Source organism: Sphingomonas phyllosphaerae 5.2 (genome assembly GCF_000419605.1).
In the GTDB taxonomy this organism is placed as follows: domain Bacteria; phylum Pseudomonadota; class Alphaproteobacteria; order Sphingomonadales; family Sphingomonadaceae; genus Sphingomonas; species Sphingomonas phyllosphaerae_B.
Genome location: NZ_ATTI01000002.1, coordinates 110,557 through 124,817 on the forward strand (window position 1 = coordinate 110,557; position 14,261 = coordinate 124,817).

At 69.7% G+C, this 14,261-nt stretch carries 8 protein-coding genes; 5 read left to right on the top strand and 3 right to left on the bottom strand.

What is annotated here, in order from left to right:
- Positions 1-93: 93 nt before the first annotated feature.
- Positions 94-2,814 carry a hypothetical protein gene (locus SPHPHY_RS20770; protein ID WP_022688194.1) on the top strand — a complete coding sequence of 907 codons (2,721 nt, stop codon included), beginning with the start codon at positions 94-96 and terminating at the stop codon, positions 2,812-2,814.
- Positions 2,815-2,968: 154 nt separating this feature from the next.
- Here the strand turns inward: SPHPHY_RS20770 and SPHPHY_RS22360 are convergent, their stop codons facing one another.
- Positions 2,969-4,192 (bottom strand): hypothetical protein, encoded by a 1,224-nt coding sequence (locus tag SPHPHY_RS22360; RefSeq protein ID WP_022688195.1) that lies wholly within the window; start codon positions 4,190-4,192, stop codon positions 2,969-2,971.
- Between the two features lie 311 nt (positions 4,193-4,503).
- Here SPHPHY_RS22360 and SPHPHY_RS0118680 point away from each other — a divergent pair, with 311 nt between their 5' ends.
- From SPHPHY_RS0118680 to SPHPHY_RS0118695, 4 genes are all read left to right on the top strand, one after another.
- Positions 4,504-4,773: a WGR domain-containing protein gene (locus SPHPHY_RS0118680; protein ID WP_022688197.1), complete on the top strand. Its 270-nt coding sequence runs from the start codon at positions 4,504-4,506 to the stop codon at positions 4,771-4,773.
- Between the two features lie 190 nt (positions 4,774-4,963).
- A complete protein-coding gene (locus tag SPHPHY_RS0118685) occupies positions 4,964-8,089 on the top strand; it encodes a TonB-dependent receptor domain-containing protein (protein ID WP_231370508.1) in 3,126 nt (1,041 codons plus the stop codon).
- Positions 8,090-8,148: 59 nt separating this feature from the next.
- Positions 8,149-8,748, top strand: a complete 600-nt coding sequence (locus tag SPHPHY_RS0118690) for a hypothetical protein (RefSeq protein ID WP_022688199.1) — start codon at positions 8,149-8,151, stop codon at positions 8,746-8,748.
- Positions 8,749-8,759: 11 nt separating this feature from the next.
- Positions 8,760-9,314 carry an RES family NAD+ phosphorylase gene (locus SPHPHY_RS0118695; protein ID WP_022688200.1) on the top strand — a complete coding sequence of 185 codons (555 nt, stop codon included), beginning with the start codon at positions 8,760-8,762 and terminating at the stop codon, positions 9,312-9,314.
- A 105-nt stretch (positions 9,315-9,419) separates the two neighbouring features.
- On the opposite strand, the gene SPHPHY_RS0118700 is transcribed toward SPHPHY_RS0118695, so the two are convergent.
- Both SPHPHY_RS0118700 and SPHPHY_RS0118705 read right to left on the bottom strand, forming a co-directional pair.
- On the bottom strand, positions 9,420-10,616 hold the full coding sequence (locus SPHPHY_RS0118700; RefSeq protein ID WP_022688201.1) for a histidine-type phosphatase: 1,197 nt from the start codon (positions 10,614-10,616) through the stop codon (positions 9,420-9,422).
- 279 nt (positions 10,617-10,895) lie between these two features.
- Positions 10,896-13,688 carry a TonB-dependent receptor gene (locus SPHPHY_RS0118705; RefSeq protein WP_022688202.1) on the bottom strand — a complete coding sequence of 931 codons (2,793 nt, stop codon included), beginning with the start codon at positions 13,686-13,688 and terminating at the stop codon, positions 10,896-10,898.
- Positions 13,689-14,261 lie beyond the last annotated feature (573 nt).

Consider the following 14,261-nt stretch of genomic DNA (forward strand, 5'->3'; position numbering starts at 1 on the left):
CCGATCACCGGACATACCATTGATCTGCAACCGCTCTGTCATGATCGCTGACTAGGCACTTCGCTAACGGAACGGGTTAACGGGGGATGCGACGTGAGCACGCAATATTGGAATCTCGGCGCCGGCGACCTGGTCCAGGACTGGAGCGACGCATCGCTCATCTCGCAGGATGACGACTGGAGCCGCGTGCCCGGCATCATGGGCTTCCGCGGCGACGACCTGACGACGCGCACCGGCACCGATCCGCGCACGATCGCCGGCAGCAGCGACGTGGTCGACGTGATCGCGAACCAGACCAGCACCGCGATCACCAACGGCGGCATCGCCGAATTCCAGATCGCCGACCCGGTCGTGGCATTGCAGGGCTCGGGCACCGCCGATGCGCCGTATCTCGCTTTCTATCTCGACGCGCGCGCGCGCAGCGACGTGCGCTTCACCGCCACGGTGCGCGATATCGATGGCGGCGCCGACAATGCGGTCCAGCAGGTCGCGGTCCAGTATCGCCTGTCCGACACCGCGGCGTGGATCGACCTGCCCTCCGCCTATATCGCCGATGCGACCACCGCCGGCACCGCGACGCAGGAAAGCCGCATCGACGTCACGCTGCCCGACGCGGCGAACGGCGTGGCGACGTTGCAGGTGCGCGTCATCACCACCAATGCGGTGGGCAGCGACGAATGGGTGGGGATCGACGATATCCGCGTCACCAGCAGCGGCGCGGGCGCGCCGCAGCCGGGCGTGCTTTCAATCGCCGACGCCACCACCACCGAGGGCGACGCCGGCACGCACGACATCGCCTTCACCGTGTCGCGGGTCGGCGGCAGCAGCGGCGCGGTCGAGGCCGGCTGGAGCGTGACGCTGCCGGGCGGCGTGGACGGTGCGGATGCGGGCGACTTCGCCGCCGGTACCGCCTTTACGGGCACGGTGGCGTTCGCCGACGGGCAGACCAGCGCGACGATCCGCCTGGCCGTGGCCGGCGACATGCTGGCCGAGCGCAACGAGACGTTCGCCGTCACGCTGTCGAACGCCAGCGGCGGCGCGACTCTCGACCGTGCGGTCGCGACCGGCACGATCCGCAACGACGATATCGCGCAGCTGTCGATCGGCGAGATCCAGGGCAGCGCCGCGCGATCGGCGTACGAGGGGCAGACGGTGCACACCGGCGGCATCGTGACCGCGATCGACAGCAACGGCTTCTATATCCAGGATGACGGCGACGGCGACGCCGCCACCTCGGACGGCATCTTCGTCTTCACGTCCGCGGCGCCGCAGAACGTGTTCCTGGGCGACACGCTGTCGATCGAGGGCCGGGTAAGCGAATTCCGCGCCGGCACCGGCGGGCTGACCGTGACGCAGCTCACCCCGACGTCGATCACCGTCGAGACCACGGGTGACGACCTGCCGGAGGCGACGCTGGTCGGGCCGGGTGGGCTGACCCCGCCGACGCAGGCGATCACCGACGGCATCGCATTCTGGGAAGCGCTGGAGGGGATGCGCGTCACGCTCGATACCCCGAACGTCGTGTCGAACACCACCGCCGACCAGTGGCGCGAAACCGACGTGGTCGTCGCGGGCGGGGAGGGCGCGACCGGCGTCAACGCGCGCGGCGGGATCACGATCGCGCCGGGCGACTACAATCCCGAGAAGATCCAGATCCAGCGCGACGCGGCGGTCTTCGACGGTTTCGAGCCCGCCTACAGCATCGGCGACCGGCTCTCGGGCGTGACGGGCGTCGTCAATTACGCCAACGCCACCTACGAGGTGATCGTGACCGAGGCGGTGTCGGTGACGAAGGACGTCACGCTGGCGAAGGAAGTGACCGCGCTGAAGGGCGACGCGACGCACCTGTCGATCGCGACCTACAATGTCGAAAACCTCGACAGCAGCGACGGCAAGTTCGACGTGCTGGCCGGCAACATCGTCTACAATCTGCAGGCGCCCGACATCGTCGCGTTGCAGGAGATCCAGGACGCCGACGGCGCCGGCAACGGCGGCGACCTGTCGGGACAGGCGACCGCACAGGGGCTGATCGATGCGATCGCGGCCATCAACGGCGGGCGCTACGGTTATGTCGAGGTCGCGCCGGCAAGCGCGGGCACCAGCGGCGGCGAGCCGGGCGGCAACATCCGCAACGGTTACCTCTACAATCTCGACCGCGTGGATTACGTCGCGGGCAGCGCGACGCTGATCGCCGGCGACGCCTATGCCAACAGCCGCAAGCCGCTCGCGGCCACGTTCGATTTCAACGGCGAGCAGGTGACGACGATCAACGTCCACTTCACCTCGCGCGGCGGCAGCGATCCGTTGTGGGGCGCCACCCAGCCGCCGTTCGATGCCGGCGACACGTCGCGCACCGCGCAGGCCGCGGGGGTGAAGGCATGGGTGCACGACCGGCTGGCCGCCGACCCGTCGCTCAACGTCGCGATCATGGGCGACTGGAACGGCTTTTATTTCGAGCAGGCGCAGACCCAGCTCACCGATCCGGCGCAGGGCGGCAAGTTCACCAACCTGAATTCGCTGCTGCCCGAGGAGGAGCGCTACAGCTACATGTTCCAGGGCAATGCGCAGGCGCTGGACAACATGCTGGTCACCGGCGGCTTGCTGGACGGCGCATCGTTCGACGCAGTGCACCTCAACGCCGAATTCGGCGGCGACCGCCCGACCGACCACGATCCGCAACTGGCGTTGCTGCAGCTCGGCTTCGGCGCGGACGCGAACGCGCTCGGGGATTCGTGGAGCGACGATGGGCAGCCCGGCTGGATGACGGGCCAGCAGGCGCAGTTCGTCGGGATGGAACTGCTCCACATCGCCTGAGGCGTGGCGCGGGATCGGGGGGCGACAGGCGCGCTCTCCGGTCGCTGCCCCCGGTCGCTCCCCCCCCCGGTCGCTCCCCCCCGGGCGCTCTCTGGCTCCTGGACCGACCCCGCATGGCCGGACCCGTCCGGCGCCGCCCGGTCGTCGGGTTCGATTACCGTGCGGGTGCGGGTGCGGGCGTCGGGATCGCGCTGCGCGCGGCCATCCGCTGGCGCTGCATGGCGCTCATCGCCTCGGTCTCGGTCAGGTCGATGACGTGCACCGACAGCTTGCCCATGCGCTGCCGGATGCGGGTGCCGATCGGCACGTCCATATCGCCACGCACCGTGAAGCGGTCGATCCGGTACCGGCCGGGCTGCCCGTCGCTCGCCCGCAACGGGACGTAGCGACGCGCGCCGACGTGGTGCAGGATCCCCGGCGCCCACTGCCCGAGCCCGTTGCTGCGCAGCAATTCCGCATCGGCGACCGTACCGTCCGGGCGGATCCAATAGCCGACATCGGCGAAGTGGATCGCATCGTCGCGTAGCGGCGGCAACGCATCTATCCGTCCCCGTGGCGGATTGATGTCTTCGATCGGCGGCGCGTACAGTAACACCGGGTGCGCCTCGGTCGATTGCCGCAGCCGTGCCGCCAGCGCGTCGACCGCGGTGTCGTCGCCCTTGCGGATCGCCACGCGCGTGCGCAGGATTTCGCGCAGCTCGGCCATCGTCGAATCCGCACCGCCCGCCAGCGTCACCGCTGTATCGGCAAAGCGCTCCGCCTCGCGAAAGCGGTTCCGTTGCAGTGCCAGCCACCCGCGCCGGAACGCGGCGCTCGCCGCCAGCGCCGGCTGGCCGTTCGCCGCGGCGCGGCGCTGGATCTTGCCGTAGATGTTGTCGGCCATGATGATCGCGCCTTGCCCGACCATGTCGTCCGCGAACGACAGCTCCTCGGTCATCGTAGCGACGTCCATCGCGCCGAGCTGCTGTCGCAGCACCGACACGTTGTTGCGCGATGCCGTGCGCCATAGGTTGGTGTCGCCCTCATGCTCGGCGACGGTCGCGAGCGTCGCGTACAGGCTGGACACCGGCCCCGGCAGCGTGGCGGCATAGCGCTTGTTGCGGCGGATCGCGGCCTGCAACGTCTGCCGTGCATCGACATAGCGCCCGTCGGCGAACTGTTCGACCGACGCCTGCAATGACGCCTCGACCTCCTGCACGGGCGGGCAATGCCGCGCCACGCACGCCGCGAGATCCTTCTCGGCACGATGCCCGACGACGATGACGTCGGCGGGTGCCGGGGCGGGCGGGGCAGCAGCAACGGGCGCGGACGCGGGCGCGGGTGCGGGCGTGGCGGGCGTGGCGACTTGCGCCAGCAGGAGCAGCAGCGGACCGGGCATGTCGGATGCTCACCCGTGCACCTGCGGCTGTCAAGCAGCCGCCGGCAGGCGGCGCGCGCCGATGGTCACCGCAATCGCGGCGCCTTCGCCACCTTCGCCCGGCTAACATATTCGAAGTTCTGCGCATCCGGCGCATCGTCGCCATCCTGCGCCACGAACAGCCCGGCGGGATATCCGGGCCCGAAAAATCGCTGAGCCCCCGTCGGTGATCGAGCGCGTGACTCAATCGCGCTGCGGTGAGTCAGCAAATCCGTCGGACACTTCCGCGCGCCGGCGCTAGAGCGCTGGAACGCTCGCGAAGGAGGTCGCCGGTGACGTTCGATCCGCTCCCCTACGATCCCGTCGAACTGGTCGCGTGCAACCCGGCGCGCGGCGTCCACCGCCGCTGGCGGCTGCAGGCGATGCGCGACCTGTTCGGGCGCGTGGTGGTGGAGACGGCGTGGGGGCGGATCGGTGCGCCGGGTCGCACGCTGATGCGCAGTTTCGCGCACGAGGACGATGCGCGGCGCTATGTCCGCGCGCTCCTGCGGCGTCGCGCAGGCGCACCGCGCCGGATCGGTACCGACTATCGGCAGGCCTGATTAGGTAAGCATCACTGTCGTTGAAGCGTGCCGTTGGTGCGACGGACCGATGTCGTACAATGATTTACAATCGTAAGAAAAAGTCGTCTCTTTGCAACATTCTAGTCGTGCCTGTCGGGAGGCGCGGCATCGACGACACATAACGGCCGCCGGTGGTCCGATGCCGCGCGGGTCGTACAGGGAGATCATCGTGACCCATAACGCTTCGACGCGCGCAGCCTTGCGCCACGGGGTCGGCTGTTCCGCGCTCGCGCTCGCCGTCCTGTTCGCCACCCCCGCGTTCGCGCAGGGGCAGACGGCAGGCCAGACCCCGGCGCAATCGACGACGCAGCCGCCCGCGCCGGTCGAGCAAAGCCCGGTCGAGCCGGTCGCTGACGGCGCCGACGATACCCGGGGCAACACCGGCGGCGACATCGTCGTCACCGGCTCGATCCTGCGCACCACCGACCGCGCGACGCCGTCGCCGGTGACGACCGTCAGCGCCGAGGCGCTCGACCAGCGCGGCGTGCAGACCGCGCAGGAGGGCATCCAGCAACTGACCTTCAACAACGGCCCGGCGCTCACCAATTCGTTCAGCGCCAATGGCGCGTTCGCGGGCGGTGCGTCGGCGGTGTCGCTGCGCGGGTTGTCGACCAACTCGACGCTGGTGCTGTTCGACGGCCTGCGCGCCGCTTATTACCCGCTGTCCGACGACGGCACGCGCAACTTCGTCGACCTGAACACGATCCCCGACGAACTGGTCGACCGGATCGAGGTGCTGCGCGACGGCGCATCGTCCAGCTACGGCGCGGATGCGATCGCGGGCGTCGTCAACATCATCACCAAGCGCCAGTACAAGGGCATCGGCGGGCGCGTCGAGGCGGGCATCACCGAGCGCGGCGACGGCGCGAACCAGCGGCTCAGCCTGATCGCGGGCACCGGCGATCTCGATGATAACGGCTACAACGCCTATGTCAGCGGCTTCTACCTGAACCAGAACCCGCTCTATAACCGCGACCGCGGCTATCCCTACAACACCAGCGACCAGCGCCGGATCTGCAACGACGGCAATTGCGGGCCGAACAACGTCGTCAACGGGCTGGACGGCAACGGCGGCTACACCTTCTCCGAAGGCGTGTTCAACACCGGCGGCACGCTGTACGTCCGCCCGTTCGACGGCACCAACACCGACGCGCAGGGCCGCTACCAGCAGCTGAACCCCGCGCTCGGCTGCACGCGCGGTCCCGGCTACACGCTGTCCGCCGCGGACCTCGCGCGCACCGACGAGGACGGCAACCTCGTCAACGCCGCCGCGCCGAACAGCGTGTGCCAGGACGACCTGGTCAACAACGACGGCGTGATCGCGCCGAAGATCGAGCGCTTCGGCGGCTCGGCGCGCTTCACCGCGCGCGTCGGCGACAATGCCGAGGCCTATGCGATGTTCAATTTCCAGCAGAGCCGCGTCGGCTACACCGGCGGACTGGGGATCATCCGCGCCAATGCCAATGCCGGGATCGACTTCCCGCGCTTCAGCACCGGCGGCACCGGCCCGTCGTTCGCGCCGGGCTCGTTCCAGCTCACGTTGCCGGTCTATACCTGCGCGGGCGGCGTCGGCTCGGCCAACGGGCTCGGCACCGGCTGCACCGCGGCGAACGGCACGCTCAACCCCAACAATCCGTTCGCGGCGCAGGGCCAGGTCGCGCGGATCGTCGGGCGCCTGCCCAGCATCCGCCAATATGACGAGACGCGCAGCCGCGTGTACCGCGCCGCGGTCGGCATCAAGGGCAGTGTCGCGGATACCTGGGACTATGCGGTCGACGCCACCGCGATGCACACCGACCTGCGCCGGCTCCAGCAGGGCTATGTCCGCATCGACAACCTGCTGACCGCGATCGCGCAGGGCAGCTACAATTTCGTCGATCCGTTCGCGAACACCGATCGCCAGAACAGCTTCCTGTCGCCGGACAACGTCAACAACGCCGAGTCCGACCTGATGCAGGTGCAGGCGACGGTCGGGCGCTCGCTGGCGCAATTGCCGGGTGGTCCGCTCCAGCTCGGGCTGGGGCTCGCCTATCGCTACGAATCGATCAACGCGCCCAGCGCCAACCCCGATTTCAACGGGCCGACCGATCGTTACTTCGTGCTCAACGGCTTCGGCGTGAACGGCAATCGCTCGGTCTATTCGGCGTTCGGCGAGCTGAACGCGCCGGTCTTCGACCAGCTCGTGCTCAACGCCTCGGGCCGCTACGACAAATATTCGAGCGGGCAGCAGGCGTTCTCGCCGAAGTTCGGCGCGAAGTTCACGCCGTTCCGGCAGTTCGCGGTGCGCGGCACCTATTCGCGCGGCTTCCGCATCCCCAGCTTCGGCGAGGCCAATTCGTTGCCGACCAGCGGGTTCGTCAACGCCGCGCCGACCACCTATTCGGACGGCTTCCTCGCGCAATACGGCTGTACGCAGGAAACGTTCACGTCGTGCCCGGCCTATATCCGTAACTCGTCCTACGGGCAGACGACGCGCGCCACCCCGAACCTCGATCCCGAGAAGTCGCGCAGCTTCACCGCCGGCGTCATCTTCGAGCCGACGCGCGCCTTCACCTTCACGGTCGACTATTTCAACATCAAGAAGACCAACGCGATCGCCGCGGCGGACAACCAGGCCGCGATCGACGCCTATAATGCCGGCGGTGCGATCCCGGCCGGTTTCGAGGTGATCCCGGATGCGATCGACCCCAGCTTCGCCGGCGCGCGCCCGCGCATCGCGTTCGTCGAGGCCAGCTACGTCAACGCCAACACGATCCGCTCGCAGGGCATCGATTTCAGCGCGACCGGCACCTTCGACGTCGCCGAGAACGTCAGCTTCACCTCCTCGGCGCAGGCCAGCCTGATCCTGGAGCTGTCGACCGAATTCGCCGACGGATCGAAGCAGGAATATCAGGGCACGATCGGCAATTACGACCTGACCGCCGGGTCGGGCACGCCGCGCTGGCGCGGTACGTGGCAGAACACCCTGAACCTGCGCGATTTCTCGCTGACCGCGACCGCGCAATATTTCGACGGCTACAATCTGTCGGCCGAGGACCAGGGCGGCGTGCGCGGCGATTGCAAGATGAACCCCGGCTACGTGCCGTGCGACGTCGACAGCTACATCACGCTCGACCTGACCGGCAGCGTGAAGGTCACCGACCGCGCCAGCTTCTACGTCAACGTCCTGAACCTGTTCGACAGCATGCCGCCGATCGACCCGGTGACGTACGGCGCCAACCTGTACAACCCGGTGCAGGGCGGCAGCGGCATCTACGGCCGCATGTTCCGCGCCGGCTTCAAGCTGAGGCTGTAAGGGGCTATATCTTGTCCTTCCTGTCCGATTGATCTATATCCCGGACAGGAAGGACAATCATGGCCACGCTTGCGCAACCCATCTCCGCTCCCGATACGCTGCGGCGCCGTGCGATGCAGGCGTTGACCGATGCGATCGCGCGGGCGCTCGACAGTGCGAGCGAGGAGACGCTGGCCGCGATCGTCGGGGCGCAGGATCCGCGCGAGGCGCTGGCGATCGCGCCGCGTGATCTCGCGCCGGTGCCGCCCGAGCGGCTGGCTGCCGAGCGGGCAGCGCGGGCACGGACCGCGGGGTTCCGGGCCGAACTGGCCGAGCGCGCGGGGGGCGTGTACGGACGCGCGGATGTCGCGGAATTGCTCGGCGTGACGCCCGCGGCGATCGACAAGCAGCGGCAGCGGCGGCAGATTCTGGGTGTGCCGTACGGCAATGAGATCCGCTATCCCGCGGCGCAGTTCCGCGACGGGGCGGCGGTGCCGGGGCTGAAGCCGATCCTCGACGCGCTGGACGACATGAACCCGTGGGGGCAGCTGCAATTGCTCGCCGCGCCGCTCGACGGGTTCGGGGACGCGCCGGCCTCGGTGTTCGAGCTGCTGGGGCGCGGGGCGGACGCCGGGACGCGCGCGCGGCTGGCGCAGCTGGCGGCGGGCTGGGCGGGCTGAGCACCGCGGCGATGCTGCGCCTGCGACGGCTGCGCGAGGGCAGCATCTTCCATCGCATCCACCGCAAGTCCTTGTCGCCGCTGTTCTTCGGTCCGGCCGGCGTGGTGCCGCTGCAGCGCTACGACGATCCGGCCGGCGGGTATAAGATGCTGTACCTCGCGCTCGATCTCGAGACCGCGTTCGGCGAAACAATGGTGCGCGTTCCGACGGTTAGCGACGTGCTGTCGAGCGATGTCGCGATGCGCGCGCGGAGCGAGCTGGTCGCCACGCGCGCGCTGAAACTCTATCCGCTGGTCGATGCCGGCGTGTCGGCGCACGGGCTGTCGTTCACCGAATTGCACGGCAGCGATTACCGGCGGACACAGGCGATCGGCGCGGAAATTCACGCGAAAACCCAGGCAGATGGCGTGCTCTACACGTCGCGGTTCAACGACCGCCGCTGCGTCGCGCTGTTCGACCGCGCGCGCGACGCGGTCGCGATCGGGGCGGTCGACGGCGCGGCGCTGCTGGCCGAGGAAGCGCTGACGCTCGCGGCGCGGTTCGGAAAGACCTACGTCGATCCGTGACATCCGGTGCATCGCGGTACCGCGCGGTCCGTCGTTTCCAGCCATATCCGGCACGCCGGTGCCGGATCAGGACCCGCCGGAGCGCTTCGGTGCGCGCGCGGGACGCTATGACGCCGGCGCGAGGTGCGCGGACAGCAGCGCCGCGAAACGATCGAGCGGGCAGAGCTGCACGCAGCCGGGGATCGTCATCGGCGTGGTCGTCACGCGGCTGCCGAGCCGGCCCAGTTCGGCGGGCGTCTGCGTACGATAGGACAGGCGGACCACTGCCGCGCCGCGATCGTCGCGGAGCCGTTCGAGCACCAGCGTGCCGGCCGGCGCGGTGTCGCCCCGCGCATAGCCGGGCGAGACGAGGTCGACGCGCAGCGCGGCCGCCAGCGCGGTGACGTTGGTGTCATGCCCGACCAGCAGGTCGAGCGCGGGGCCGTTCGGGGCGGTCAGCGACGCGATCACGCGGCGGCCGAGCGGCCCGGCCTGATGCGCGGCCATATAGGGCGAGCGCGTGAAGACGTCGAACAGCGCGGCGTGGAGGCGGCCGAGCCGTTCGAGCGTCGCGGGCGTCACGCGGCCCCAGCCGACGACCGGCATGCCCTCCGCCGTTTCGAGCAACAGCACCTGCGCGATCCCGGAGGTGCGGCGGATCGGGCCGTCCAGTTCGATGCCATGGCCGTCGGCGCTTGCGCGCAGCGCAGGCGGCGCACCGGGGCTGCACGTCGGCTGCGCGCACCCCAGCACGCGGTCGAGCAGCCGCAGTTCGGCGCGGTGCTTCGCGGCGAGACGGTCCATCCCGCCCGTGAAGCGTTCGATCGCGGCAATGGCCGTTTGCGGCACGAAATCGGTGGTGCCGGCACGCAACGCCTCGAACAGCGGATCGACCGCGCCGGCCGCGCGGTGGCCGACCGCGATGTCGCAGCCGGGCGCGAAGCCGGCGACGAAGCCGGTGCCGCTGTCGATCGTCCGGCGGCTGACGTTGGTCCAGACGCCGACCGTGCCGCGCGCCGGGCAACCGGCCGCGGGGACGACGCCGCGTGCCGCCAGCCACGCGCGATCGGCCGCGCCGCGGATCGCCATCGCGCGCATGCCGTGCGGGGTCATCTGCTCGGCGGCGACCGGCCACGTCGGCCACGGCGCGGCGGTGCGCGTGCCGACCGGGACCTCGCCGTCGATCGGCGCGCGGACGCCGTGGCGCATGACCATCACCACGCGCTCGACCTTGAGCGCGGGTGCGGGGCGTGGCGCGGCGAAGGTGGGTGTGGCGAGCGTAACCGCCGTTGCGATGGCCAGCAGCGTGCGTCGGATCGTCATGGCATCATCCTTGGTGGGGGTGCGTCGTTGCGGGCATAACGCAGCGATCGTGGGCGTTGCGGGCCGGCGCTGGATTGCTTCGCTGCGCTTGCGATGACGGGTTGCTCCGCGGTTCGCGGCGGGGCTGGACTGCGGACGGACAGGCCGGCGGGTTTCGATCCTGCCGCTTGCTTCCCGCAGCGAGGAAGCGTCACCCCGGGTCGTGCCCGGGGTGACGGGTGCGGGGTGACGGGCGCGGGCGCGGGGTCGCCGGTCGGTGACCGCATCCGCCGCAGCGCCCTACCGCGTCATCGTCAGGCTGAGCTGGAAGACGCGGCCGGTCTTCATGTAGCCGCCGTTGCGGTCGGGCGCGATGTAGCGTTGCGACGAGCCCGCGGTGGTCCAATAGGCCGCCTGGTCGAGCAGGTTGCGCGCCGATACGCCGATCTCGAGATGGTCGGTCGCGGCGAAGGCGATGCCGGCGTTCAGCTCCTTCAGCGGCTGGACGTAGATGTCGGGCTGGCTGTCCTGCACCGTCGTCAGCAGCTTGCCGGTGTAATTGTACCACAGGTTCGCGCGCACCGGCCCGGCGGCATAGAACAGCTCGGCGTTGTAGATCAGGTTCGGCGCCTGCGGCAGCCGCGTGGTGCGCAGGTCGTCGGCCGCGATCTGGTACGTCGCCGCGGTCTTCTGCCAGGTGACGTTGCCGCCCACGCCGATCCCGCTGAGCAACCGCGAGGCGACCATGTCGCCGAGCGTGAAGCGCCCGGACGCCTCGATGCCGGTCACCGTGCCGCCGCGCCCGTTGGCGGGGCGCACCAGCACGACGGTCTGCCCGCCCACCTGCTGCGATCCTTGCGCGAACGAGCGCGTTCCGGTCGGCACGAGGATGTTCTTCAGGTCCTTGTGATAGACGGCGAGCTGCGCATAGCGCCCGGTGCCGCCGTAATATTCGACGCCCAGGTCGTAGCTCCACGCCTCGACCGGCTTCAGGTCCGGGTTCGGCGCGGTGATCGTGACCTGCGTGTCGGTCGCCTCGCCGGTGCGCCGCGTCGGGCCGGCCAGCTGGTCGAACGCCGGGCGTGCGTAGCTGGAGCGCGCCGCGCCGCGCACCACGAAGCGCGCGTTCGGGCGCCACGCCGCGAGCAGGCTGGGATCGAGATGGTCGTAATCGCGCCCGCCGTCGACGAAGCGCGCGGCGGCATCCTGCCCCTGCCAGAAACGCGCATCGTAGCTGTTGGCCTCGTAACGGATGCCGGGGACCAGTTCGAACGTCCCGGCCGTGAGCGTCGCGGTGGCGTAGAGCGCCTTGCGCTGCTCGTCGCCGGTCAGCAGCCCCTGGTTGATCGTCGCCTGCGGCACGACGATCGACGGCACCAGCAGCCGCGCCTGGCTGTCGAGCTGCGCGCGCGACAGTACCTTCAGCGGGCGCACCGGATAGTAATCCAGGAAGTCCTTCAGCACATAGCCGAGATATTCGTTGATCGTCGGCCCGGTGACGGTGCCGGCCTGGAGCGCGGTGCGGAACCGGTAGCGGGTGACGTCGGGCGCGAGCGAGCGTCCGGTGCGATCCGCATCCTCGTACAGTCCGCCGATCTCGATGCGGCGCAGCACGCCGTCGCCGTCGTGCCGGATGCTGGCGCGCAGCGTCTTCTTCTTCTCGCCGAGAAAATCGAAACCCTGCTGGACGTAGAGCTGCGTCGGGCGATCGAGCGACGCGACATAATTCTGCGCGCCTTGCGAGATCACCGGGCGCGGCGAGCGCGGGTTCGACAGGTCGACGCCCCACGCCTCGGTCGCGGTGCCGCTTTGCGCGGCGTTGCCGTAGGAGACGCCGCGGAACGCCGCCTCGATCCGGCTCGGCTGGTCGAAGCGGCCGTCGGCATATGCCCCCTCCAGCGCGGCGGTGAAACCGTTCCAGTGCGCCTTCGCGCCGAGCTGTGCGGAGAACAGCTCCTGCTCGACATCCTCGGTGCGGAAATAGCTCGCCGGGTTGACGCCGACGGGCGTGTAGACCCCCGCCGCATCATAGTTGCGGTTGCCGGCGCGGTTCGGGTTGGGGCTGGTCTGGCCGCTGGTCAGCTCGTTGCGCAACCCGGTCTGGTTCATCGTGTTGGTGTTGCGATAGGTGGCGTAATTGACGCGCGCGTACAGGTCTACGGACGCGGTGCGCATGTCGAGCGCGCCGCTGGCGCCGTAGCGCTTGATGCGGTTGTTGTAGAAGTTCCACTGCACGCCGTCCGCGGACAGCGCATCGCCATTGGCGCGCGCGGTGCCGACGCCGAAGCGCGTCGTCTTGTAATCGTTCTGCACCGCGGTCGATTCCGCGGCGTTGGCGCGCTCCTCGTAATAGCCGGCGATGTAGACGCCGAACTGCTGCGCGCTGCCGAAGCGGCGCGCGGCGTCGATGCCGAGCGCGCCGCCCCATGCCTCCTGATCGCGATCGAGCGCGAGCCCGGCGCCCTGTGCAAGCACGCGGCCGCGCGTGAAGTCGGTGCTGAAGTCGAACGCGCTGGGCGTGCGCAGGTCGACGATGCCGGCGATCGCATCGGCGTCCCGCGCCGCGCCCGGCGTCTTGTCGACCACCAGCCCGCCGATCGCGAACGGCGAGAACAGGTTGAGCGAGATCGCGCGCGCGGTGCCGGCGGTCTGCGGCAGGCGCACGCCGTCCAGCGTATAGGCGTTGAACGCGGCGTCGAGCCCGCGGATCGTGGCATATTGCGTCTCGCCGGTCGCGCTCTGGTTGCGGCCCTGATCGCGCGCGACCGACACGCCCGGCAGGCGGCGGGCGAGATCGGTGATGTTGGTCTGCGAATTGATCGCGACGTCGCCGGTGGTGACGATGTCGACGACGCCGGGGGCGTTGCGCTCCTCGGCCAGCGCGCTGCGATCGCGGCGACCGTTGACGACGATGTCGCCGGTCAGCACCTCGCTGGTGGTGCGGCCGGTCGTGTCGACGTCGGCCGCGGGCGCGCGGTCCTGCGCGACGGCGGGCGCGGCGAGCGCGAGCGCGGAGCAGCCCAGCAGCCGGGCGACGATGGACGAACGAAGCCGACGCCGCCGGACGCCCGGCAGCGGATGATGCGAGAACATGTTTTTCCCCGATGACCTGATTTTGCCTGTGGGCGACCGCGGCCGCGCCGTCCCGTTAGGCACGGCGCGCGACTGTTTCATGACACCAATCTATATCATTTACCGGTGCCCGAGCGCCGGTGAGCGATCATCGGGGCGGGTCGTTGGTGCCCGATCAACAGCGCGTCGTGGCGGGCGCGACGGGGCGCGTGACCGGGGCCCGGGCCGCGCCCGCCCGCCCGCCACGGCCGGCTCAGGGCTTCCGGCGCATCGACCAGATCACATTCGCGAGCGCCGACAGGATCGCGGCAATCGCCAGCAACAGCGGCGTGTCGATCGTCATGACTCGACTCCTTTCCTGCCGCTGTTTCAGCATGTTATCGCGATGTAGGACAGAACAAAGGCGGAACATATGGCGTTTGCGCGGATGTCGACGCCGGTCAGGCCTCGCGCAGCTTCGTCATTGCGCGCGACGCGCCTGATCGCACGCCGCCACCAGTGCGACGACGCGGGCGGCGTCGATGCCGCCGCCACGCGTCGCGCAGACGCGGCCGCGCGCGTCGGTGGCGATCCCGAACGGCAGCCCGGCGGTGC

What these genes read in the sequence shown, in the direction of transcription:
- SPHPHY_RS0118695 (WP_022688200.1), top strand. Translation starts at nt 8,760, where the DNA reads ATGCTGCGCCTGCGACGGCTGCGCGAGGGCAGCATCTTCCATCGCATC.
- SPHPHY_RS0118700 (WP_022688201.1), bottom strand. Translation starts at nt 10,616, where the DNA reads ATGACGATCCGACGCACGCTGCTGGCCATCGCAACGGCGGTTACGCTC.
- SPHPHY_RS0118690 (WP_022688199.1), top strand. Translation starts at nt 8,149, where the DNA reads ATGGCCACGCTTGCGCAACCCATCTCCGCTCCCGATACGCTGCGGCGC.
- SPHPHY_RS0118705 (WP_022688202.1), bottom strand. Translation starts at nt 13,688, where the DNA reads ATGTTCTCGCATCATCCGCTGCCGGGCGTCCGGCGGCGTCGGCTTCGT.
- SPHPHY_RS22360 (WP_022688195.1), bottom strand. Translation starts at nt 4,192, where the DNA reads ATGCCCGGTCCGCTGCTGCTCCTGCTGGCGCAAGTCGCCACGCCCGCC.